Annotated in this window: 21 protein-coding genes; 10 read left to right on the top strand and 11 right to left on the bottom strand. The window is 64.8% G+C overall.

Translation table 11 applies throughout. The features are described from left to right. Positions 1 to 27: 27 nt before the first annotated feature. Entirely contained in the window at positions 28 to 1221 is a 1194-nt protein-coding gene (locus AC1Z32_RS20130; protein WP_483480247.1) for a urate hydroxylase PuuD, read from the bottom strand. Positions 1222 to 1312: 91 nt separating this feature from the next. Then, positions 1313 to 1666 carry a hydroxyisourate hydrolase gene (uraH, locus tag AC1Z32_RS20135; RefSeq protein ID WP_483480248.1) on the bottom strand — a complete coding sequence of 118 codons (354 nt, stop codon included), beginning with the start codon at positions 1664 to 1666 and terminating at the stop codon, positions 1313 to 1315. Positions 1667 to 2138: 472 nt separating this feature from the next. Here uraH and AC1Z32_RS20140 point away from each other — a divergent pair, with 472 nt between their 5' ends. Further along, a complete protein-coding gene (locus AC1Z32_RS20140) occupies positions 2139 to 3497 on the top strand; it encodes an 8-oxoguanine deaminase (RefSeq protein WP_483480249.1) in 1359 nt (452 codons plus the stop codon). Positions 3498 to 3996: 499 nt separating this feature from the next. Here AC1Z32_RS20140 and AC1Z32_RS20145 read toward each other — a convergent pair whose 3' ends face one another. From AC1Z32_RS20145 to AC1Z32_RS20155, 3 genes are all read right to left on the bottom strand, one after another. Then, positions 3997 to 5238: an MFS transporter gene (locus tag AC1Z32_RS20145; RefSeq protein WP_483480250.1), complete on the bottom strand. Its 1242-nt coding sequence runs from the start codon at positions 5236 to 5238 to the stop codon at positions 3997 to 3999. Between the two features lie 31 nt (positions 5239 to 5269). Further along, positions 5270 to 6448, bottom strand: coding sequence for a hypothetical protein (locus tag AC1Z32_RS20150; RefSeq protein WP_483480251.1), 1179 nt, complete (start codon positions 6446 to 6448; stop codon positions 5270 to 5272). 172 nt (positions 6449 to 6620) lie between these two features. Then, positions 6621 to 7190 carry an ankyrin repeat domain-containing protein gene (locus AC1Z32_RS20155; RefSeq protein ID WP_483480252.1) on the bottom strand — a complete coding sequence of 190 codons (570 nt, stop codon included), beginning with the start codon at positions 7188 to 7190 and terminating at the stop codon, positions 6621 to 6623. Between the two features lie 402 nt (positions 7191 to 7592). Here AC1Z32_RS20155 and AC1Z32_RS20160 point away from each other — a divergent pair, with 402 nt between their 5' ends. Further along, entirely contained in the window at positions 7593 to 8243 is a 651-nt protein-coding gene (locus AC1Z32_RS20160) for a DUF938 domain-containing protein (RefSeq protein ID WP_483480253.1), read from the top strand. A gap of 12 nt (positions 8244 to 8255) precedes the next feature. On the opposite strand, the gene AC1Z32_RS20165 is transcribed toward AC1Z32_RS20160, so the two are convergent. Continuing rightward, complete coding sequence (locus AC1Z32_RS20165) at positions 8256 to 9185, bottom strand: DMT family transporter (RefSeq protein WP_483480254.1); 930 nt, start codon at positions 9183 to 9185, stop codon at positions 8256 to 8258. Between the two features lie 97 nt (positions 9186 to 9282). Between AC1Z32_RS20165 and AC1Z32_RS20170 the strand changes: the two genes are divergently transcribed. From AC1Z32_RS20170 to AC1Z32_RS20180, 3 genes are all read left to right on the top strand, one after another. After that, positions 9283 to 10203 carry a LysR family transcriptional regulator gene (locus AC1Z32_RS20170; protein ID WP_483480255.1) on the top strand — a complete coding sequence of 307 codons (921 nt, stop codon included), beginning with the start codon at positions 9283 to 9285 and terminating at the stop codon, positions 10201 to 10203. A gap of 137 nt (positions 10204 to 10340) precedes the next feature. Continuing rightward, positions 10341 to 11498, top strand: coding sequence for a Rieske 2Fe-2S domain-containing protein (locus tag AC1Z32_RS20175; protein WP_483480256.1), 1158 nt, complete (start codon positions 10341 to 10343; stop codon positions 11496 to 11498). A 104-nt stretch (positions 11499 to 11602) separates the two neighbouring features. After that, positions 11603 to 11875, top strand: coding sequence for a hypothetical protein (locus tag AC1Z32_RS20180; RefSeq protein ID WP_483480257.1), 273 nt, complete (start codon positions 11603 to 11605; stop codon positions 11873 to 11875). 174 nt (positions 11876 to 12049) lie between these two features. Here the strand turns inward: AC1Z32_RS20180 and AC1Z32_RS20185 are convergent, their stop codons facing one another. Next, positions 12050 to 12463 (bottom strand): hypothetical protein, encoded by a 414-nt coding sequence (locus tag AC1Z32_RS20185; RefSeq protein ID WP_483480258.1) that lies wholly within the window; start codon positions 12461 to 12463, stop codon positions 12050 to 12052. On the opposite strand from AC1Z32_RS20185, the gene AC1Z32_RS20190 reads away from it, so the two are divergent. Continuing rightward, a complete protein-coding gene (locus AC1Z32_RS20190; RefSeq protein WP_483480259.1) occupies positions 12441 to 13688 on the top strand; it encodes a porin in 1248 nt (415 codons plus the stop codon). The two genes, AC1Z32_RS20185 and AC1Z32_RS20190, sit on opposite strands and share 23 nt — an antisense overlap. A 96-nt stretch (positions 13689 to 13784) precedes the next feature. Here AC1Z32_RS20190 and AC1Z32_RS20195 read toward each other — a convergent pair whose 3' ends face one another. Then, positions 13785 to 14543, bottom strand: coding sequence for an SDR family NAD(P)-dependent oxidoreductase (locus tag AC1Z32_RS20195; RefSeq protein WP_483481696.1), 759 nt, complete (start codon positions 14541 to 14543; stop codon positions 13785 to 13787). Between the two features lie 186 nt (positions 14544 to 14729). On the opposite strand from AC1Z32_RS20195, the gene AC1Z32_RS20200 reads away from it, so the two are divergent. Then, a complete protein-coding gene (locus tag AC1Z32_RS20200; protein ID WP_483480260.1) occupies positions 14730 to 15116 on the top strand; it encodes a hypothetical protein in 387 nt (128 codons plus the stop codon). A gap of 11 nt (positions 15117 to 15127) precedes the next feature. Here AC1Z32_RS20200 and AC1Z32_RS20205 read toward each other — a convergent pair whose 3' ends face one another. Both AC1Z32_RS20205 and AC1Z32_RS20210 read right to left on the bottom strand, forming a co-directional pair. Then, positions 15128 to 16774: a hypothetical protein gene (locus AC1Z32_RS20205; protein ID WP_483480261.1), complete on the bottom strand. Its 1647-nt coding sequence runs from the start codon at positions 16772 to 16774 to the stop codon at positions 15128 to 15130. Between the two features lie 240 nt (positions 16775 to 17014). Then, entirely contained in the window at positions 17015 to 18061 is a 1047-nt protein-coding gene (locus AC1Z32_RS20210) for a DUF2235 domain-containing protein (RefSeq protein WP_483480262.1), read from the bottom strand. 281 nt (positions 18062 to 18342) lie between these two features. On the opposite strand from AC1Z32_RS20210, the gene AC1Z32_RS20215 reads away from it, so the two are divergent. Together AC1Z32_RS20215 and AC1Z32_RS20220 are read left to right on the top strand one after the other, a co-directional pair. After that, positions 18343 to 18549: a hypothetical protein gene (locus AC1Z32_RS20215; RefSeq protein ID WP_483480263.1), complete on the top strand. Its 207-nt coding sequence runs from the start codon at positions 18343 to 18345 to the stop codon at positions 18547 to 18549. Between the two features lie 193 nt (positions 18550 to 18742). Beyond that, the gene (locus AC1Z32_RS20220; protein ID WP_483480264.1) at positions 18743 to 19855 is read left to right on the top strand and encodes a hypothetical protein; all 1113 of its coding nucleotides are present in this window, start codon (positions 18743 to 18745) and stop codon (positions 19853 to 19855) included. Positions 19856 to 20224: 369 nt separating this feature from the next. Here the strand turns inward: AC1Z32_RS20220 and AC1Z32_RS20225 are convergent, their stop codons facing one another. Beyond that, a complete protein-coding gene (locus AC1Z32_RS20225; protein WP_483480265.1) occupies positions 20225 to 20551 on the bottom strand; it encodes a DUF4148 domain-containing protein in 327 nt (108 codons plus the stop codon). Between the two features lie 392 nt (positions 20552 to 20943). Here AC1Z32_RS20225 and AC1Z32_RS20230 point away from each other — a divergent pair, with 392 nt between their 5' ends. Continuing rightward, on the top strand, positions 20944 to 21258 hold the full coding sequence (locus AC1Z32_RS20230; protein ID WP_483480266.1) for a DUF4148 domain-containing protein: 315 nt from the start codon (positions 20944 to 20946) through the stop codon (positions 21256 to 21258). The last annotated feature ends 251 nt before the right edge of the window (positions 21259 to 21509 follow it).

Raw genomic sequence — 21509 nt, forward strand, 5'->3', positions numbered from 1 at the left:
GGCATCTCACGACTCAAAGCCGCAAACTCATTCCACCGCGCCGCCCGCAAACCACGCGGCCACTTTCTGGCGCTCCGCATCCGTCATTTGCGTGACATTGCCGAGCGGCATCGCTTTCAACGTCACCGCCTGCTGATGCACGCGCTGCGCGTTCTGCTTGATCTCGGTGGGCGTATCGAGCAACACGCCGGCGGGCGCGCTGCCCATCATCGTCGGATGCGCGGAGTGGCACGTCGCGCAACGCTGCTGGATGATCGGCTGAATGTCGGACACCTTGATCGTCGGGGCGCCCGCGGCTTGCGCGACCGGCACCGACGGTGCGGGCATCGTCCATGCGAACGCGCCGAGCACCAGCACGAGACCCGCGACCGGCATGTACCACAGCACCTGGCCGCGATGGCGCATCACGAAGAACTGGCGAATGAGCGCGCCCGCCAGCATGATGAGCACGAGGATCACCCAGTTGTATTTGTGCGTGTAGGTCATCGCGTAGTGGTTCGACAGCATCGCGAACACCACCGGCAGCGTGAAGTAGGTGTTGTGCACCGAGCGCTGCTTGCCGCGCTTGCCGTAGATCGCGTTCGGCGTCTCGCCCTTCAGCATCGCCGCGACCATCTTGCGCTGGCCCGGAATGATGACGAAGAACACGTTGGCCGACATGATCGTCGCGATCATCGCGCCGGTGATCAGATACGCGGCGCGGCCCGCGAACACGTGGCACGCGATGAACGCCGCCACCAGCACATAGATGCCGACGCAGATGCCGAGGAGCTTGTCGTTGGTGCCGAGCAGGCGGCACAGCGAGTCATACACGATCCAGCCGGCCATCAGGAAGCCGAGCGCGGCGGACACCGCGACGACCGGACCCATGTCGAGCACGCTCTTGTCGATGAGGTAGGTGCTCGGGGCCATCAGATACAGCACGAAGAAGAGGCCGAAGCCCGACATCCACGTGGTGTACGACGGCCAGAACGACCAGTGCAGGTTCTCCGGCATGTCCTGCGGCGCGACGGAATACTTCTGCATGTGATAGAAGCCGCCGCCGTGGACGTGCCAGAAATCGCCGAACACGCCGCGTCGGCGCGCGTTCGGGTCCGTGGGCGGTTTCAAACTGTTGTCGAGCGCGACGAAGTAGAACGATTCGCCGATCCACGCGATCGCGACGATGACATGCAGACAGCGCAATACGAGATTGAGCCAGTCGGTGACAAAGCCTTCCATGTACTCCTCCACTACCGATTCGTTATGCGCACATCGTCATGAGATGGGGACGGGCGCGATGTGCTTGAATGTCTCTTTTATTGGGTGCCGCTCAGCTTCCACGATAGGTGCTGTACGCCCACGGCGAGACGAGCAGCGGCACGTGATAATGCGCCGAAGCATCCGCGATGCCGAAGCGCAGCACCACGCGATCGACGAAGCGCGGCTCTGGCACTTTCACGCCGAACGCGGCGAAGTAGTCGCCCGCGTGGAACACGAGTTCGTATTCACCGGTTTCGAGCTCGGCGCCTTCTAGCAGGGGCGCGTCGGCGCGGCCGTCGTCGTTGGTGTGGATGGTCTTGATCGCGCGGCGGGCGTCGCCGTTGAGCGCGAACAGCTCGACTTTGATGTTGGCGCCCGGGCGGCCGTGCGCGGTGTCGAGGACGTGGGTAGTGAGCTTGCCCATTCGCAGTTTCCTTGAGTTGTGCGAGATCCGGCTTTGCGCATCGATCCGAAATTCGGCACCGGTCGGTTCCGGTGCGTCTGCGGCGGATCGAGGCTCCACGTCAGTGGCTACATACCCGTCGGCGTTTCAGATGCGCGCCGTGTACAGCATTGTAGGAATTTGAGACGCGCTGTGCGCCCGCGATAGGAAAGATAATGCCCAACGCATGACAGCGGCGCGTAAGCCTTGGCGGAAAGGGCGCCCAGGCGCTTTCGTACGATGCCTGGAGCGATGCTACCGGCGCCAAAATTCGCGAATATATTGCGGGCCTGAAGACGACTATGGCGGCAGTCTGATTGCGTCCGATTTTTTGGCCGCGGACAGTGGCGATGCGCGCAAACTCGATGCATATTTGCGGCGTCCCGAAGACGGCGGCAGACGCTGGGTAACCGGGGCTTTTCTGGTTCCCCGATCGTCTCTGGAGAAAAAGCCGATGCAACGCACTCTTTTGGTCAAGAACGCCCACATGCTCGTCACGATGGACGAGAGCCGCCGCGAAATCGCCGATGGCGGCCTTTATATCGAAGGCAATCGCATTGTCGCGGCCGGACCGACGCACGAACTCCCGTCCACCGCCGATGACGTGCTCGACATGCGCGGCCATCTCGTCATTCCGGGCCTCGTCAACACGCACCATCACATGTATCAGAGCCTGACGCGCGCGATTCCCGCCGCGCAGAACGCCGAGCTGTTCGGCTGGCTCACGAATCTCTACAAGATCTGGGCGCATCTGACGCCCGAGATGATCAACGTCTCGACCAAGACCGCGATGGCCGAACTGCTGCTGTCCGGCTGCACGACGTCGAGCGACCATCTGTATATCTACCCGAACGGCAGCCGGCTCGATGACAGCATCGCGGCGGCACGCGAGATCGGCATGCGATTCCACGCGGCGCGTGGCAGCATGAGCGTCGGGCAGAAGGACGGCGGTTTGCCGCCCGATTCGGTCGTCGAGAAGGAAGACGCGATCCTGAAGGACTCGCAGCGCCTCATCGAGACCTATCACGACGAAGGCCGCTACGCGATGTTGCGCGTGGTCGTCGCGCCGTGCTCGCCGTTTTCAGTGAGCCGCGAATTGATGCGCGATGCGGCGGCGCTCGCGCGTGAATACGGCGTGTCGCTGCACACGCACCTGGCCGAGAACACGAACGATGTCGCGTACAGCCGCGAGAAATTCGGCATGACACCGGCCGAGTACGCGGAAGACCTCGGCTGGGTCGGTCATGACGTGTGGCACGCGCACTGCGTGCAGCTCGACAAGCCGGGCATCGATTTGTTCGCGCGCACCGGCACGGGCGTTGCGCACTGTCCGTGCTCGAACATGCGGCTCGCGTCGGGCATCGCGCCGATCCGCGCGATGCGCGATGCGGGCGTGCCGGTGGGCATCGGCGTGGATGGCTCGGCATCGAACGACGGCGCGCAGATGGTCGCGGAAGTGCGACAGGCGTTGCTGTTGCAGCGCGTCGGCTTCGGCCCGGACGCGATGACCGCGCGCGAAGCGCTCGAAATCGCGACGCTCGGTGGCGCGAAAGTGCTCAACCGCGATGACATCGGCGCGCTTGCACCCGGCATGGCGGCGGATTTCGTCTCGTTCGACCTGTCACAGCCCGCATTCGCGGGCGCGCTGCACGATCCGGTCGCGGCGCTGGTGTTCTGCGCGCCGTCGCAGGTATCGACGAGCGTGATCGACGGGAAGATCGTGGTGAAGGACGGCAGATTGACGACGCTGGACCTCGGCGCGGTCGTGGAACGGCACAACCGGCTGGCGGAGAGGTTGGCGAATAGCGCGTAACGGGCTGAGGCGGTGGCAAAGCGCAAGCGAAGACCGCGCGAAACATGAAATAGTGAGGCTTTACGCAGGTTCGGCCCGCTCACGTAGCGGGCTTTTCTTTGCCTCCGAAGATGTAATCGCGAAAGCTGCGCCTATACACGAAACAAGCGAACTCGACGCCGCAAGGGACGACTTGCCGACACCGCCGCACGGTGAAAATTTTGACGTCGTTGCGGTCGCATGATTGAGCGGTTGAGCCGTGTTCTGTGCAGTCCGTCGCGTGGTCGCGCTGGAAACAGGTTTGAAAGCCTGTGCCTGGTATCTCGATGCCATTTCGTCTGCAATCCACTTGGGTTGCTGGACCCTCAAAACCGCAAAACCGATAGCCGCGCTGCAAAACGAACGGGGCCATGCCTCAATGTCCTATCCATTGCGAGTACCGCGGCAAGGCTCCCGGTGCACTCGATGACACGCACGTCCAACAGGATCCGGACAAAAGCCCCGACAAGCGAACAGCGCCCTAAACCCCCACCGGCGGCTTGGCCGTTTCCTCCTTTGCCACCTGCGTCCCACGCGTCTCCGGCATCGCGAGCCAGACCATCAGCACCGCGAGCGCGCCCGCGCCAGCGAGACCAAAGAAGCTCATCGCGGTGCCTAAGCGATCGGCGGCAAATCCCGCCGCAGCCGTGGAAAGCGTCGCGCCGACGCCCGCCGCAAGCCCGAAAAACCCGATCGTCAGGTTGTAATGCCCACGCCCGCCGGCGACATCGGCGGCAATGAGCGGCAGCATGACGCCGAACACGGCAGCACTGATGCCGTCGAGCATCTGCACCGGCACCAGCAGATACGGGCTGCTCACGCCCGCGAAAAGAATCGCCCGTATGGGCAGCGCACAGAAGCCGAGGATCAGCACCGGCCTGCGCCCCCACTTCTGCGCTTGCCGCCCGACCCACGGCGACATCGCCGCGACGATGAACTGCGGCACGATGATGCACGCCGCGATCACGAGTTGAACGTTGTCGCCCATGTGCGCGGTCACTTCGCCGGCGGCGAGATTGAGCATCGCCGCGTTCGACAAGTGAAAGAGCACCACGCACGCCGCGAAAATCAGAAGCCGCCTGTCCTTCAGCAACTCGCGCAGCGATTCGCGCTCTTCGCCCTCGGGTGTGAGCTTGGGCTTGCCGGGTGGCGCGCGCGGCACGGCGGGCGGCGCATCGTAGTGGATCATGCGCAGCGCGACGATCGCCGGCAAGGCGAGCGCAGCCGTCAGGAAGAACACCGAGCGCAGCGACAGATACTCGCCGAACGCGCCCATCAATGCCGCGGTCAACGCGCTGCCTATCGACGCCCAGCGCGCATTGCGGCCGAGCCGGTCGCCGAGATCGGCGCGCGAGACGAGGGCGAGCGAGATCGCGGCCATCGCGGGGACGAGCATGCAGCTCGCGAAGCCGTGCAGCACTTCGGCCGCGAAAACCGGGATGAACGTCGGACTCGCGGCGAGCAAGAGCGCGCTCACGATGATCGCGATGATCGCGGAGAGCGCGGCGAATTTCTTGTTGCGCATCGCATCGACGAGCGCGCCTGCCGGCAGCTGGCTCGCCATCGCGCTGATCGTGCCGACGGAAAGCATCAGGCCGATCTCGCCCTGCGTCCACTTGTTGGCCGAGAGGTACGAAGCGATGAAAGGGCCGAAGCCGGTCTGCACGTTGGCGACGAAGAAGTTCAGCCAGTCGAGTGCGCGCAGACTGCGTGCAATTACCATGTTGTGAATCGGTTATCGATGTCGTTATCCGTTATCTGGCGAGGCGCGCACCCGAAGCCGGCGCTTGCGTCGATACGGCGCCGGATGCCGTCGCGCCCGCCGCTCCCGACGAAGCCGGAGCCGAAGCCGCGCTCGCCGTCGATGCCGGCGCGGGCACGACCGGCGACACGATCTTGATCGGCTGCTCGGGCGCGTAGGTCGGCGCGGCCTTCAGCTGCGCGTCGTTGAAATCGATCTGCAACTGCCACTGCTTGTTGCGCGAGAGCACATGCAGGTCGCCCCAGTTGGCCGCGACGTGCCGCTTGTCGCCCGCGAGCGAGCTGGACAGATCGAGCACGAGCGCCTGCGGCTGAGCCTGCGAGTCGACGAGCACGTCGACCACACGGCCGATACGGGCGCCGTTCTTCTGCGTCACCGTCGAATCGACGAGCGGCACGAGATTCGCCGGCGCCTCGTTGACGGGCTGTGGCTTGGGCACCGGATCCGCCGGCTTGCCCTTCGCCGCGGGCGGCGGCGGCAGGAAGGTGATCGGCGCGGTCTTCGAGTTCGGCGTGAAGCGGAAGGCTGTCCACGGGAAGTTGACCTTGCGGTCGCCCACGCCCATGAAGCCCGCGAGATTCACCATCAGAAGCTTCGGCTTCGCGGCCGCATCGACATACATGTCCACCGCGCGGCCCACGACCTTGCCTTCAGGGCGCTGCACCTCGGCATCGAGCAGGCCGTGCAACTGCTCGTGCTGCATGATGCGCGTCGAGATGATTTGCGGCGGAGGCGGCGGCTCCGGCGGCTCCGCCGGCGCAGCGATGACCGGCTCGGGCGGCTTCGGCCTGACGACTCGGCGCTTGGGCTTTGGCGCGGGCGCGGGCTTCACGGCGGACGCGGGCTCCGGCGCCTGCACGGCGGGCAGAGGCTCTTCGGGCTCGCCAGAGCCGGTTTCATCGGGCGCCGGGATGTAGGAATGCTCGACGATCGGCGCAGGCGTCTGCTGCGGTATCAGTCCGCACGCGGAGAGCGCGAACGCGGCGGCGATCGAGAGGCTCGCGGTGAGGCGCAGCGCGCGCAAGGCGCGCGTCACGGCGACGACGAGCGCGGCCGCATGCAGAATCAGGCGCGCGGCGGCACTGAAGGCGCCATCTGCCCGACACGCTCCCCCGAGCGCGTGAGGGCCGATCGACGGCGCATCACCCCGATGCGAGAAACCGCCTGTCATCGCAAAAGCTCCATGGTTCCGGGTCACCTGCTTGTCTGTTCGTTGTTGGATTGGTGCTGGTCAGATCGCTTCGACGCTCACGACGCGTCGTTCGTTCAGCGGATTGCATCATGCATGCAAAGAACATCATCGAGCGATGCGAACGCGTCCGCGATGTCCTGGCCGGATAACCTCACACGCCGGGCGGGCGCGTACGCGCGTTCGCCGCTTGCGCGAGCCGCGCGGCGGTGTCCGGGGCGCCCATCTTCTCGGCTGCGTCGCGCGCGCGGAAGCCGCCGGCATCGCGCGCTTCAGGATTGGCGCCGCGCGCGATCAGCAATTCGACGATCTCCACGCGGTTGAACATCGCCGCGATCATGAGCGCGGTGCGGCCGTCGGGCGATGCGCCCTCGACATCCGCGCCATGATCGAGCAACGTTTCGATCACGTCGGCGAAGCCCTTGAACGCGGCGCCCGCGATCGGCGTCTGGCCGTTGTCGTTGCGCAGGTTCGGATCGGCCTTGTGTCCGAGCAGCACACGCACGGCGTCGGCGTGGCCGTGGTAGCTCGCGAGCATCACGAGGCTGTCGCCCTTGTCGTTGCGCAGATTGGGCGGCAGGCCTTTGACGAGCAGCGCATCGAGCATCACGGCGTCGCCGCGGCGCGCGACATCGAACACTTCGCTCGCGAACGCGATCATGTCGTCGTCGGGGCCGTCGTTCGATTGCGTCGGCGGCGGGTTCGGGTTCGGGTCGTGCTGCATGATTCACTCCATTTCGATCGCGCCGCGTGCGCGGTCCTGAGTTGTCGGGATGCATTCGGCGTCGCGCCCGGTATCGTGTCGCGCGGGTGGTTTGCACGCATCCGGAATGCATTCGATCAGGCATTCGGAATGCAATACGCGTGCATGCAAAATGCAAATGCGGACGCGGGATCAACCGGGAGCATACACAGGTTTGCTTGCAGGTCGCGCATTCCGCATGGTGCGAGAGCACGGCAAGAGCACGACGCGGCAGCAAGTGCAGGCAGCACGGGCAGCACGAATCGCGCCATGCCGGTGAGCCTTCGCATGCGTGGAGCACATCGTGCTTGACGCTTCATCGCGCGTCCCATTAGGCTCGACGCGACTTTCGCCATTCACACACGCGCGCACGCGCCATCGCACATGAATTCAGCCTCGTCCCGCTCCGACGACGACACGCCAGATCGCCACGCCGCCGTGCGTCGCCGCGCACCCGCCGCCGAACGCAATCGCGACGCGATCCTGTCTATCCTCGCGCGCGTGCTGCCGCAAAGCGGCGTCGTGCTGGAGATCGCGAGCGGCACCGGACAGCACGCCGTGCACTGCGCGGCCGCGCTGCCGGGCATCGTGTGGCAGCCGAGCGATCCGGATGCGAACGCGCGCGATTCCATCGCCGCATGGCGCGCTCAAGCGGGGCTCGCGAACCTGAACGGACCGCTCGCGCTCGACGTGCTGAACGACGACTGGGGCATCGCGAACGCCGCAGCCATCGTGTGCATCAACATGATCCACATCGCGCCCTGGGAAGCCGCCGAAGCCCTGTTTCGCGGCGCGGGCGCGCGCCTCCACGCGGGGGGCGTACTGTACCTGTATGGGCCGTATCGGCGCAACGGCGCGCATACCGCGCCGAGCAACGAAGCCTTCGATCAGCAACTCCGCGCGACCGATCCGCGCTGGGGCGTGCGCGACATGGAAGCAGTCGAGGCGCTCGGAGAGAAAGCCGGCCTGACGCTCCTTGAGACCGTCGCGATGCCGGCCAACAACTTCAGTCTCGTGTTCCGGAAGACCACGTAGCGTCGGCCACGGTCAGGCTTCGCCCGGACGCGCGGCGGCGATGCCGCGCCACGGCACGGTCGCCATCAGCGAGGCCGCGACGATCATCCCGCCGCCGATCCAGCCCGCCGTGGATACATGCTCGCCGAGCCACGCGCTCGCGAAGAGTGCGCCGAACGCGGGCTCGCTGCCCATCAGGAGCGAGACGCGCGTAGGACTGCTGCGGCCGATCGCGTAGTTCTGCGCGAAGAACGCGAAGAGTGTGCACGCGCCCACGAGATAGAGCACCGAGCCCCAGAACATCCCGTGGCCGGCGAGCGCGGGCAGCGGCTGCCATTGCGACGGCGCGAAGAGCAGGGCGATCGCCACGCTCCCCGATGCCACGACGCCCGCCTGCACCGCCGTCACGGTGAGCGCGGGCAGGGGCGCCGCGCGCAGCACGCGTTTGGTCACGCAGACCGACACCGCGCGCAGTACGGCGGCCGCGAGGATGAGTCCATCGCCGAGATTGAAGTCGAAGGAGAGTGCGCCGTCGCCCGCGAGCAGCCACGCGCCCGCGAACGACACGCCGACCGCGAGCCACTCCGCCGCGCCGGGCCGGCGTTTGAGCAGCGCCCATTCGACGAGCGGCGTCAACACGACGCACAGGCTGATGAGAAACGCGGCGTTCGCGGCGCGCGTGTGCAGCACGCCGAAGGTTTCGGCGAGAAAGATTGCGAGCAGCAGAATTCCGAGGACGAGCACGCCGCGCAGCGTCGATGCGCTCGCGTGCCGCAGATGCCGCAGATTCACCGCCAGCAGGCAGAACGTGATGCCGAAGCGCAGCGCGAGGAGCGCCAGCACGGGATAAAACGCGAGCGCGGTCTTGACGATGCCGTAGCTGCTGCCCCAGACCATCGCGACGAGGAAAAGCAGCAAATCGGAAACAGGAAGCAGGCGTTGGACGGACGAATCGGTTGTCATGCGGCAGCTCCGGTGCGAGGGAACCGTCATTGTCGAATGATGCGTGTAGCGCGATAATCAGGTTCGGATGCACAGCCTTGTTGTCGCGAATGCACAAATGAATCCTGCCGATCTTTTCGAACTGATGCCGGACATGGCCGTGTTCGCGCGCGTCGTCGATGCGGGCAACTTCTCGGTCGCGGCGCGGCAATTGGGCAGCACGCCATCGACCGTCAGCCGGCGGATCAAGCGTCTCGAAGAGGCGCTCGCCACGCGTCTGCTCGAACGCTCGACGCGCAAGGTCCGCGTGACCGAATCGGGGCAGGAGGTTTACCGGCATTGCCGCGATATGGCGGCAGCCGCGTCGGGCGCGGTCGATGCGGCCGGACAGTCATCGGGCAGGCCGCAGGGGCGTGTCACACTGTCGGCGCCGACCGCTTACGCGAAATCGGTCATTCATCCGCTCGTGCCGGCGTTTCTCGCCGCGTATCCGGATATCGATCTGCAACTCGTCTTCACCGATCACGATATCGATCCGCTCGAAAGCGATGTCGATCTCGTCATCCGCGCGACGAGTCATCCGCCTCAGGGTCTCGCGGCGCGGCCGCTCGGGCGCGTGCGCTGGCTGCTGTGCGCATCGGCCGAATACTTGCGTGAGCGCGGCGCGCCTGCGCATCCGCGCGAGCTCGCGCGTCACGATTGCATCCATCTGGGCGAGACCGCCGTCGACCACCGCTGGCGCTTCACCCGGCGCGGCGAGACGGTGACGGTCGCGGTGCGCGGGCGCTATGTCGCCAATCACGCGGGCGCGCGGCTCGAAGCGGCCGAAGGCGGGCTCGGCATCGCCACGCTGCCGGACTTCGCCGCCCACGAGGCGCTCGCGTCGGGCAGCGTGCAAGCTGTCCTCGCCGACTGGGAAATGCAGGCGCGCGCGTATCAGGGGCCGGTGTGGCTGCTGTTTCCGCCGAACCGTTTTCTGCCACCGAAGGTGCGCGCGTTGATCGATCATCTGCACGCGCATCTCGGGCCGCAAGCATGACGCTTGCGCGGGAACGGCGTCCCGGCAATTCAGCGGCCACCGAAATGATCGACGCCGTGTAGACTGCGAATGGTCGTTCATTGCGCCGCAGGTGGACGCGGTGCTCCATCCGATCTCCTTTCACGGAGGCGTCGTACATGCACGCAGCGTTGCCCGAAGGCGGGCGGGAAGCCGGTTCCACCGATATATCGACCAAGCCGCCGCGCGATCTGCGCCGCGTGGACATCCACCCCGATCACTGGTATCCGCTCGCGTGGTCCCGCGAAGTCAAACGCGGCAAGGCGCACGGCGTGCGCTTCGCGGGCGATCCGATCGTCCTCGTGCGCACTGCATCGGGCAAGGTCTTCGCGCTGGAGGACCGCTGCGCGCATCGGCAGGTGCCGCTGTCGGCGGGCGTCGTCGATGGGGAATCGATCCGCTGCTGCTATCACGGCTGGACCTACGACTGCACCGGCCGTTGCACCGACATTCCCTATCTCGGCCGCGAGCGCCTGCCCAACGGCGTGCGCGCCTATCCGTGCCGCGAGTCGGGCGGGCTCGTCTTCGTGTTCACCGGCGACGCGGCGCGCGCGCAGAAGACGAAGTTTCCCGAACTCGACTCGGTCACCGATCGCGCCTACAAGACGCGCCGCTTCGGCGGCGAAGTGAAGTGCCATTACACCTTCATGCACGAGAACCTGATGGACATGAACCATCAGTTTCTGCATCGGCGGCAAATGGGCAACATGCGCGCGCGCTCGCTCGGCAGACGGCGCGGCGAAGACTGGATCGAGGTCGACTACACGTTCGCGCGCGAGGCGGGCAAGCAGCCGATCGGCGAGGCGCTCGTTTTCGGCCAGAAGCGCGGCACGAAACCGGATGACGGCCACAAGGACGTGATGACGATCCGCACCGATTACCCGTATCAGACGCTCAAGATCCGCACTAAGGACGACACGATGGTGATGGACCTGTGGATCGCCTACGTGCCGCTCGATGCCGAGCAGCGCACGAACCGCACCTTCGGCCTGTTGTCGATCCGCCGCCCGAAGATTCCGCTCGTGCTCGATGCCGCCTGGCCGCTGCTCGTGTGGTTTACCGAGCGCATCTTCACGGAGGACCGATGGATCGTCGAGCGCGAGCAGGAGGCGCATGACCGGCAGGGCGCGGACCACAATCACGAGGTCTTTCCGGTCATCAACGAGTTGCGCGCGCTCCTGATGGAGCGCGGCGTGCCGCACGCCACGGGCAAAGGCGCATGCGACACGCGGCGCGTGCATTTCATCCAGCCGGTGCAGGAGTTGCCCGCATCGTGACGTGTGCGGCGATATGCCCGTCGGGACCCCGCACGCACCCGATTGCACGCGCGGCGCCGTGGCGCTATACAGGAAGCAGAGACCACCTACGGAGGACCATCATCATGAACAGCGACCCGACCGAGCCGCGCGACGACGCATCGGGTATCGGAGAAGCGCATCCCGAAGTCGAACATTTCGATGCGGCCATTTCGCATGTCGACGAGTCCTATGCCGCGGGCAAGATGGCGGCGGGCGCGGCGAAGGGCATCCTCTACAGCATCATCGAGACGCTCGGCACGCTCGTCGGCGACCCGGACTTGCCCGCGCATGCCCGCTCGGGCTACGAAGGTCTGATCGAGACCGCACGCGAGGTGCGGGCGAAGATCGAGCACTGACGCGTTTGTGGGGCGGCGCACGCTTGCGGCGAGCCCCCTTGAGTCATATTTGCGCCTGCGCACTGTTGGCTGTATTACGAAAGCCTTGCATGCGCAGGCGCTTTCATTCGCCCGAAAAGCTTGGGCGTGTCATCGGGCAATCTAATTCCGATTCGCCCGGCCCGGGCTCCCATCTCACCCCGATAAACGACCGGCGCCTTGCAGCGCAGCACGCGCAGCGGCCTCGCGCGGCGGCCCAGCGCGTAAATCATTGCGCACAAACTGCCCGTAAACCGTGTCCGGCACGCCATGGTAGGGCCCTCTCAGTGCTGCGTTCGCGCCATCTTTCTGTCGGCGAAATGTCAGTTTCATGCCCGATTGCCGAATATCTGCGCGGCAGCAAATACTGGTTAACCAGACAGTGAAAAAAAACGACACCGACTCGCAGCTTTCTTTCGCATTCTGTCTGTAAGCCATACACTTGCCAGCGATAAAAGTTACGAGTTGAAACATATCGTCGTCGCCATTGCGGCACCGGTTCCAGGACTCGCAAAGAAGTAATCCGCCCACCGCTTGAGGAGAAAAAATGAAGGGTTTCACGATGACCAAGGCCGCAGTCGTCGCAGCCACGGCGTTCGCAGCCGCGGCGCCGGCGTTCGCGCAGAGCAGCGTGACGCTGTACGGTATCGTCGACGATTCGCTCGTCTATCAAAGCAGCCAGACGAACCTGGCGAAGACGAATCCGGGCCGCCACAACATCAAGATGGCTTCCGGCATCTGGGCGGGCAGCCGTTTCGGCCTGAAGGGCGCTGAAGACCTGGGCGGCGGCAACAAGGCCATCTTCCAGTTGGAATCGGGCTTCGACCTCAACAGCGGCAGCCAGCAGTTCACCAACGCAATGTTCGGCCGTCAGGCATGGGTCGGTCTCACGAACCCGGCTTACGGTACGATGACCCTGGGCCGCCAGTACACCTCGTACTACACGCTGCTGTCGCCGTATAGCCCGACGAACTGGCTGACCGGCTACTTCGGCGCGCACCCGGGCGATCTGGACGGCCTGGACACGATCTACCGCGCGAACAACTCGGTCGTGTACACGTCGCCGAAGCTGTACGGCTTCACGGTGAGCGGCTCGTACTCGTTCGCAGGCGTGCCCGACAGCGTGTATCAAGGCTCGACCTGGACGGCTGCGGTTCAGTATCAGCAAGGCCCGATCGGCGGTGCGGTGGCGTTCTCGCGCATCAACAACGCGGCCAACGGCGGCGGCATCTACAGCGGCAGCTCGACGACGATCAACAGCACGTCGGCGACCGACGGTTCGGGTCAGCCGGGCGTGTCGGCGGTGACGGCTGGCTACCAGCGCGCGCAGGCTCAGCAGCGCTTCGCGGTTGCAGGCGGCTACCAGTTCAACAGCGCGTGGGACATCTCGGTCACGTACACGAACGTTCAGTACATTCCGGGCGTGAACTCGCTGTTCACCGACGAAGCCGTGTTCAACACGGTCGGCTCGGTGCTGCACTGGAAGGCGACGTCGGCATGGGACTTCGCGGCGGGCTACAGCTACACGTGGGCCAGCAAGGCGAACGGCATCAACGATGCAGCTTCGTACCACCAGTTCAACCTCTCGCAGTACTACTCGCTCTCGAAGCGCACGGGCCTGTACGCACTCGAAGCGTTCCAGCGCGCCAACGGCAACACGCTGGCTGTTCCGTCGGGCACGACGCAAAACCGTCAGACGGCGGCCAATGCAACCATCGGCGATGGCTTCCAGAGCGCGCCGTCGGCATCGCGCAGCATGTTCGCGGCAGGCGTGGGTATCATCCACCGCTTCTAAGCGACGCTTCGCGGCATTACGCCAGCAGCACGAAACCGGACGCCTCGGCGTCCGGTTTTTTTTGCGCCTGCGCCTGTGCCTGAACCGGGCGACGCGTCAGATGAACATCCCGCCCGACACCTCGACGCGCTGCGCAGTCATCCAGCGGTTTCCCTCCGAGAGCATCGCCGCGATTGCGCCGCCGATGTCGTCCGGCACGCCCGCGCGTCCGAGCGCCGTGTTGTCTGCGATGAACTGATTCGTATCGTGATCGTCGCGCACGACGCCGCCGCCGAAGTCCGTCTCGATCGCCCCCGGCGCGATCGTGTTGACGGTTATCCCATGCGGCCCGAGCTCCTTCGCGAGATAGCGCGTGAGCACCTCGATTCCGCCTTTCATCACGGCATACGCCGCGAAGCCCGGCAGCGCGAAGCGCGTGAGTCCGCTCGACACGTTGACGATGGCGCCTTCCTCGTGGAGATAGGGCAGCAGCGTCTGCGTCAGAAAGAACGGCCCCTTCAGCTGGACATTGACGAGCTCGTCGAACTGCTCGGGCGTCGTGTCGATAAACGGCGCATGAATGCCGATGCCCGCGTTGTTCACGAGAAAGTCGAAGTTTTCGCGCTCGAAAGTGTTTTCGAGCGTCTTGCAAAGGGCATCGGCGAAGGCGCCGAAGGTGTCGCACCGGGCGATGTCGAGTTCGAGCACGGCCGCCTTGCCGCCCGCTTTCGCGATCTCGTCGACGAGCGTCCGCGCGGCCTCCGCGTTGCGGTTGTACGTGCCGATCACCCCGGCGCCCATTGCGCCGAGCTTCAATGCTGCGTTGCGGCCCAGTCCGCGGCTCGCGCCGGTGATGACCGCGACCTTGCCGCGCATGGTTCCATCCGCTTTTGCATTCACGGTGACTGCTCCTGTCATTGCGTGGGCGATGCTTCACTGTAGGACGGCACGCCCCGCGCGGGAAAGGCACAGTCATGCTGCGCCGCACAGACGGCGGGCGCGGCCCTTGCTGCATTGCGTGTTACAGCTTTTCGACAGATGCACTCACCGGAGAACCGCACCATGGCCAATCGTGGAAGCAAGGAAAGCCCTCCCGAGCAGCCCGCGCGCCTCGAACGTCCGTTCAGACTTTTCGCGGTGGAGCAGCGCGTGCTTGCGCAGAATGTCGACGGCAAGGTGATCGACATCGGCGGGATGGATTCGAAGAACGGGCAGTTCTGCGCCTGCATGGATTCGGGCGACATCACGACGGAGCCGAAGCGCAGCGCCGAACTGGCGCTGAAGGCGCTCGTCGGGAAGCTCTCGTTCGACTATCTCGACGGCCTCTTCACGAGCGAGCGCGAAGCCGAAGTGAGCGGGCGGCTGCAGGACTATCCGAGCGTCGAGTTCGAACTCGACGAAACCCTGCCGCGCGACATGACCGAGCGCACGCCGCCGCATCTGTTCTGAGCGGTCGCACTTCAGGCGCCCGGCGGCAGCGGGCTCTTCGCGGCGGGTTGTGCGGCGGACGGAGCGGCGGCGGCTACGCGGGGCGTGCCGCCATCGTTGCGTGTGGGGCGCGGGGGGGCCGCGGGCGGATCGATGCGCTGCGGAAACATCGCGCCGACGAGCCTGTCGACGAAAAAGAAGAACTTGTCCGACGCATAGCCCGCGACGAACGCGATCGCGAGCGGCGATACGTCCTTGCCGCCTTCGAGCAGCTTGCTGAAGAGCCCGATCGAAATTCCGACGATGATCGCGCTCGTCACATGCGCGCGGTTCGCGACCTTCGAATGCTCGGGATGGAACGTGTTGGCCGACGAATCGGCGGAAAGCTGGCGCAGGATCGCCGCGCACGCGCCGAGCCACGCGTAGAGCACGGGCAGCAGAAAGCCCGTCACCGCGCCGACGACCGAAAGGATGATGTCGTTCGCATAGAGCGCCATCGCGCGGATGTCCTGATACACCGCGATTTTCTGGAAGCCTTGTGCGACCGCGTCGAGATCGGTCGGCGCGTGTTTTTCGCCCGGCTCGGCGTTGGGTTTGGCGAGCAGCGGCAGCGTGATTTCGAGCACCCTGCGCGCGACATCCGGATTGCATTGCCAGCCGCCACCGCCACTCCCCAGCGTGCCTCGATAGAATTTCGGCGAATGCGAAGTGCGATACGCGCCCTGGAAGGTGAGCACGTTCTCTTCGGCGTCGCAGGGGGCCGTGTAGGGACTGCGGATCGCGCCGAGGCCGAGGCTCGTCGTGAACGCGCTGATGCGCGACACATCCGCGAAGAGTTGCCGGTTGTTGGTCGCGAAGCTTTGCAGCTCTTCCTTGATCTGCAGCGCGGGCTGCGAGTTTTGCAGCGCGATGACGGCGGCCGCGTCCTTGTTTCTTTCGGCCTCGGCGATTGCAACGGCGTGCGCCTGCAACTGATTGTGCAGCCTGAGCCCGGCGGCATCGTTCGCCTTGACGACCATCGCGATATCGGTCGACACCTGATTTCCGACGAAGAGCAGGCACGACAGCGAGACGACGAGCAGCGTCAGCGCGATGGCCAAATGCGTGTAGATGCGGATCGCGCGCCGTGCGCCGCGCCGGGCCTCGTCGCCGGCCGTCTCCGCGACGACCGGCGTCACCGCGTGCGCGATGCGGCTCATCGCCGCGTAGAACGCGCTCTCGATCTCCGGATTCCACGTGTGGTCCTGCTGCGCGGCGCGAGCCTTCGACATCGCTTCGATATCGTGCTCGTCGAGCGGCTTGCCGTTTTGCGCGCCGTACGAAACCAGGTCGCGGCAGTGATCGAGATCATCGACGATACGCCGGCCCGGATACTGCACCGACGCCGCGATACGGCTCATCGCGCCATAGAACGCGCTGCCGGTCGCGCGGCTCCAAATGCCCTGATCGAAGGCGGCACGCGCGCCGCGCACCGCGTCGACGTCGGTTTTTTCGAGGATCGTTCCGGTTTCAGCCGCGTGCGAGATGAGCGCCTCGCACTTGCCGATGTCCGCTGCCGCGCGCGGGCCGGGCTGGCCGTCGCTGAAGTCGCCTTCGTCGTTGTCGCTGGCGCTCGAAGGCGGCTCCTCATGGCCCGGGGCGCCATGCCCGGCGGAATCCGTGGTCGTCGTGGTGCTCATGCCGGTCTCCCTGAGGTCCGGGCGAAGCATGGGCTGCGGGCGGACTTCGATGCCGAGTCGTGCGCGTCGGGCAGATGGTTTCGCATGCAACTATCCGCGCGCGCTCTGTTCAAGGCGATGCGCTATGAGACGCGATTCGTTTGCATCGCCCACATTTGGTAAACGAATCCCGGGCATCGACTTTTCAGCGACGCATGCGCGTACTCGCGCACGCATCGCCAGACGACGCCGATGGCTGATCTATGTCCCGACCGGCAGCGCCTTCAACTGGGCGACGAGCGCCGGATACATGTCGAGGAATCCTGCGCTCCCGAGGCGCTCGAGCAGGCTCCGGTCGATCGTCTCGTTGAGCGCGGTGCCCGCCACGCGCGGCTCCTTCTTGCACACCGCCTGCAGGAAAGGGTGATGCGCGGTGAACTCGGTGTATGAATCGATCGGCTGCGATTGAAACGCCTGCGGCGGAATCGGGATGGGCTGGTCGATCAGGAGACCGTTCTGCGCCGCCTTCTGACGCAGCCATTCCGCGGGAATGAGGGGCAGCAGGTCTTCGGGCGTGCGCGGCGGCGTCACATAGCCGCCCCCGACATTCGCATGCGCGCCCGCGAACCAGCGCTGCTCGAGCGGCTGATCGGCGGGGCGCGACTCGGTGCCGGGCGTCCACAAGGTCGGCTTGTAGAGCGAGCGGAATTCGTTCGCCGCGATGGCGTGATAAGCGGCCTTGGTGCTGTTGGAGAGCGTCGTGTCGTGAAACTTGTAGTAGCTCGAAAAGCCTGGCACCGGCAGGCCGTCGAGCGGAATGCCCAGTTCCCCGACCGTATCCCATACGCCGATGAACGCGACATCCACTTCGCGCGCGAACTGCTTGCGAAAATCGACGACCGATTGATCCGAAGGCCCCACGTCCTTGTCGCGATAGATGCCGTAAGCCTGATCGATCGACTCCGGGCTCCAGTCGTTCGCGAGCCCGCATTTGCGGATCAGTCCGGCGAGGCTGCGCGCGGAATACGCGCCGCGGCTGAAGCCGAAGATGTAGATCCTCGCATCCGGCTTGTAGCGCTGACACAGCCACGCATAGCCGCTCTTGATGTTCGCGCTCAGGCCGTCGCCGAATGCGCCGCCCAGAAATTTGTTGGCGAGGGAGAAGAGCCCCTTGTCCTGCGTGCCGACGCCGGGCACATACAAGGTTTCCTGCTGGTCGGTCTCGGGCGCGAGCTTGTAGAGGAGATAGGCGTTGGTGCGGTCGTTGGGCTCGTTCCACGTGCCGTCGAAGAAGATGGCGAGGTTCATGAGCGCGGGTCTCCGTGGTCTTCCTGACTGTCCGGCACCGGTATGACAACAGGGCGCCTCGAAGTAAGGAATAGGAAATCGGAAGACGGTGCGCAAGGACGCGAACGTGCAAAGTGCCGCTCATGCCGGGGCACGCTGGATTTTGGCGGAAAGGCGAGGGTGCTGCCGGGCTTGCGTCCGCCATGGACGCAAGCGCGCGCCGCGCAGCTTTCACGCCGATGTGCGATCCTAGCCGGGCGGCCGGCATTGGGGGCCGGCCGCGCTCAATCGCGGGGTGAATCATGAAAAGAACGCCTTTCGCCACGGTCATCGTCCTCACTGCGGCGACGCTCGCCGCACCGGCTTTCGCTCGCGAAGACGGTCCGCGCTTCGCTCAGGACCGGCTCGACGCGCTCGTCGCTCAGCACAAGGAAGCGAGCCGGCATATCGCTCAAGCGCCTGCGCAGGAGAAACGCGCGCAGTCGAAAGCGCAGCACGGCGCTTCGTGACCTGAACTCGCATGCGGCCTGACGGGCACGTCGGGCCGTGACGTCCGCGACAATCCGGCGTGCAACGCGCCGGAGGGGATCGCTCGCGCCTTCATCGATCGAATCGCACTTTAAGGTATGAAATTTGCGACCGCGGCCCGGGTGCTCCGCGGCCGCGCGCCGTCGATCCTCCTTATCACCTTCACTCAGAGCCATGACAAGGAAAGCCCTATCGATCGCCATCCTCTCCGTCTCCTTTCTCGCAGCGGGTTGCGCGGGCATCGGCCCGAGCCGCCTGAAAGCGGATCAGGTGGATTACGCCCGCGCCCTCGGCGATGCGAAGAAGCGTGAAATTCTTGCCGCGATTGTCGGATTGCGCTTCGCGGACGCTCCGTCGTTTCTCACCGTGAGCAGCATCATCGCGGCCTATACGTTCGATACCAGCGGCGGCGTCACGCTCAATGCGGGCTCGGGCGCGCAGCCAAACTACGCGCTGGCGACCGGCAGCGTCTCCTATTCGAATCACCCGACCTTCACGTTCACGCCGACCACCGGCGACGCCTATGCGAGCGCCTATATCCGTCCGCTTTCGCCGACGCTTGTGATGCCGCTCGCCGAAAGCGGCATCCCGATCGACTTGCTGCTGCGCATCACCGCGCAGTCGATCAGCGGCTTGCAGAACGGGACGGCGCTGGGCGGGCCGAATTCGTCGGGGTCGCCCGAGTTTTTCCTGCTGCTGCGAGCGCTGCGCAGGCTGCAACTCGCGGGCGAACTGAACATCGAATCGCGCAACACCGATGACAAGGCTGGCAAGAACGACAAAAGCAGCAAGATCAACAACGCCGACAAAGGCGGCGTCTTCATCACGCTCGGCGCGACGCGTAGCGGGTCGAACAAGGCTGTCGTGGACGATCTCACGCTCGTGAGAAAGCTCCTGCATCTCTCGCCGAAGATGAAGACGTACGAGATTGTCTATGGGCAATCGGCGGATCAGGACCGCATCCCGATGGTCACGCGCTCGGTGCTCGGCATCCTCACCGATCTCGGCGCGCAGATCGCCGTGCCGGACGAGCAGGTGGGCAGCGGCGCGACGAAGCCGAGCATCGGGTTGATCGGCGGGGAGACGCGGCCGACCATCATCGTGAAGGTGGGCGAGAAGGTGCCGCAGGACGCCTACGTGAGCGTGCTCTACGACAGGGCGAACTACTGGATCGATCGCGGCGATTTCGATTCGAAATACGCGTTCACGGTCGTGCAGAACCTGATGGCGCTCGCGGAAGTCACGGACACAGCGAAGTCGCCCGTGGTGACGATACCGGCGAACTAGCGGCATCGGGCGCGTCACGGTCCTTCTTCTTTCCTCTTTGTTCTTTCTTCTTTCTTCTTTCTTCGATGAAGGGCCGTAGCTGGAATAGCCAGATGACCGACATTGCAAGCGCGCTGCTACCACGCGGTCGAATGTCTCTGTGCGTGGAACGCAGCGCGGCGCTACCTCGAAGCGGCGGCATGCGATCCTAGGCGGTGGCGCTGCCTTGAGGATCTAAGAACCCACGATCACTCGTTTTGCATCAAACATGCGAAATGCAAAATGCCATCGCGCATAAAGCATTTCGCATGCAAACGCAAAAGGCGACATCGCGCGAATGTCGCCTTTTTACTTTGCCGCCGAAGTGTATCGGCGGGTGCTGCTGTCGGCTTACTGGCCGAAGTAGGTGCCGAGCGTGCGCGGCTGAGCGCCGGCCGTGCGGCCCGACTGCGACGAGCCCGTGGCGACGGAGCCGTAATCGCTCGACTGCGTCGGTGCTTGGGCAAGGGTTTGCGCACTCACGCGGGTTTCCGCAGCCTGAATGTTCGACGGATACGACGGATCGCTGATGTTCGGGTTGTAGCCGGCCTTTTCCAGTTGAACCAGCTCGGCGCGCACCTGAGCGCGGGTGAGCGGTGCATCCGATTGTTGCGCGAACGACAGGGCGGGAACGGCGAGAGCAGCGGCGACAGCAACTGCGGAAATGAACGTCTTCATGGTGACAACCTCCGATTCGGATTTCTGATCATGCTGCCGGTTTCGTGTTGAGCAGCTTGTGAACGGAGTGTAAGGACGCGTTCTCCGAAGATCATTCTCGTTTCCGTTGAATGATCTTTGTCGGAATAGGAATAATCGCGTTGATCCATCGTTGCATTGCGCGAAGCTGGCTGAGCGGGGCGGCTGAGACAGGCTGTTCGCAGCGGCAATAGTGCCGCGTCGCAATATGACGTGTATTGAGTTCGCGCTGTTTCTTACCGATTTCGCAAAGATTCTTCACTGTTCCGGCGAATGATCATTCGCGGCTGTGCACCTACACTTCCGGTCGTCCGCCCTGCATCGCTCCGATCTTTAAGCGCGCCGGGCTTCATGAATACCAGGGAGAGTCGATCATGAAATCGTGGGTCAACGGCGTTATCGCAGTGGCAGTCTTGTCCGCACCGCTTGCCTCGTTCGCGCAATCGAGCGCGCCGGTGAGCCGTGCCGATGTTCGCGCCGAACTCGTTCAAGTCGAGAAGGCCGGTTACTCGCCCGCCGCGGAAGACGCGTCTTATCCGGCGAAGCTGCAGGCCGCCGAAGCACGCGTCGCCGATGTGCGCCTCGCTCAGGCACGAGCAGAAGGATACGGGGCGTCGACAGGCGCGGCGTCTCAGTCGGGCCGCGCGAGCAAGCGCGTCGATCCGCAGGGCGTGTTCTTCGGTCAGTGAAGCGGTAGAAGTATCGAGGGAATGACCGTGGTGACGTGACGCGCGACCGACCGCGCGATGGTTCATTGCATACAAAACTCGAAATGCGCTTCCCGGCGCGATGTTCGCGAACGTGAAGCAACCTCCGCCGCCGGATACCGGTGGTTTTGCCCAGTCCGTTGTACGGCTGGGCTTTTTTGCGTGCGTCGTCCGCTGCGATAAAGAGGAGTTTTCCGGGTTAACGCGATGCTATTTAGTGCGAGATAGTTGCA

Source organism: Caballeronia sp. 11_S32 (assembly GCF_056930355.1).

Bases quoted from the DNA above. Each gene is read 5' to 3' on its own strand.
- AC1Z32_RS20205 (WP_483480261.1), bottom strand. From the start codon at position 16,774: ATGAGCACCACGACGACCACGGATTCCGCCGGGCATGGCGCCCCGGGC.
- AC1Z32_RS20180 (WP_483480257.1), top strand. From the start codon at position 11,603: ATGAACAGCGACCCGACCGAGCCGCGCGACGACGCATCGGGTATCGGA.
- AC1Z32_RS20145 (WP_483480250.1), bottom strand. From the start codon at position 5,238: ATGGTAATTGCACGCAGTCTGCGCGCACTCGACTGGCTGAACTTCTTC.
- AC1Z32_RS20230 (WP_483480266.1), top strand. From the start codon at position 20,944: ATGAAATCGTGGGTCAACGGCGTTATCGCAGTGGCAGTCTTGTCCGCA.
- AC1Z32_RS20175 (WP_483480256.1), top strand. From the start codon at position 10,341: ATGCACGCAGCGTTGCCCGAAGGCGGGCGGGAAGCCGGTTCCACCGAT.
- AC1Z32_RS20190 (WP_483480259.1), top strand. From the start codon at position 12,441: ATGAAGGGTTTCACGATGACCAAGGCCGCAGTCGTCGCAGCCACGGCG.
- AC1Z32_RS20215 (WP_483480263.1), top strand. From the start codon at position 18,343: ATGAAAAGAACGCCTTTCGCCACGGTCATCGTCCTCACTGCGGCGACG.
- AC1Z32_RS20130 (WP_483480247.1), bottom strand. From the start codon at position 1,221: ATGGAAGGCTTTGTCACCGACTGGCTCAATCTCGTATTGCGCTGTCTG.
- AC1Z32_RS20225 (WP_483480265.1), bottom strand. From the start codon at position 20,551: ATGAAGACGTTCATTTCCGCAGTTGCTGTCGCCGCTGCTCTCGCCGTT.
- AC1Z32_RS20160 (WP_483480253.1), top strand. From the start codon at position 7,593: ATGAATTCAGCCTCGTCCCGCTCCGACGACGACACGCCAGATCGCCAC.
- AC1Z32_RS20150 (WP_483480251.1), bottom strand. From the start codon at position 6,448: ATGACAGGCGGTTTCTCGCATCGGGGTGATGCGCCGTCGATCGGCCCT.
- AC1Z32_RS20200 (WP_483480260.1), top strand. From the start codon at position 14,730: ATGGCCAATCGTGGAAGCAAGGAAAGCCCTCCCGAGCAGCCCGCGCGC.
- AC1Z32_RS20140 (WP_483480249.1), top strand. From the start codon at position 2,139: ATGCAACGCACTCTTTTGGTCAAGAACGCCCACATGCTCGTCACGATG.
- AC1Z32_RS20170 (WP_483480255.1), top strand. From the start codon at position 9,283: ATGAATCCTGCCGATCTTTTCGAACTGATGCCGGACATGGCCGTGTTC.
- uraH (WP_483480248.1), bottom strand. From the start codon at position 1,666: ATGGGCAAGCTCACTACCCACGTCCTCGACACCGCGCACGGCCGCCCG.
- AC1Z32_RS20210 (WP_483480262.1), bottom strand. From the start codon at position 18,061: ATGAACCTCGCCATCTTCTTCGACGGCACGTGGAACGAGCCCAACGAC.
- AC1Z32_RS20220 (WP_483480264.1), top strand. From the start codon at position 18,743: ATGACAAGGAAAGCCCTATCGATCGCCATCCTCTCCGTCTCCTTTCTC.
- AC1Z32_RS20195 (WP_483481696.1), bottom strand. From the start codon at position 14,543: ATGCGCGGCAAGGTCGCGGTCATCACCGGCGCGAGCCGCGGACTGGGC.
- AC1Z32_RS20155 (WP_483480252.1), bottom strand. From the start codon at position 7,190: ATGCAGCACGACCCGAACCCGAACCCGCCGCCGACGCAATCGAACGAC.
- AC1Z32_RS20165 (WP_483480254.1), bottom strand. From the start codon at position 9,185: ATGACAACCGATTCGTCCGTCCAACGCCTGCTTCCTGTTTCCGATTTG.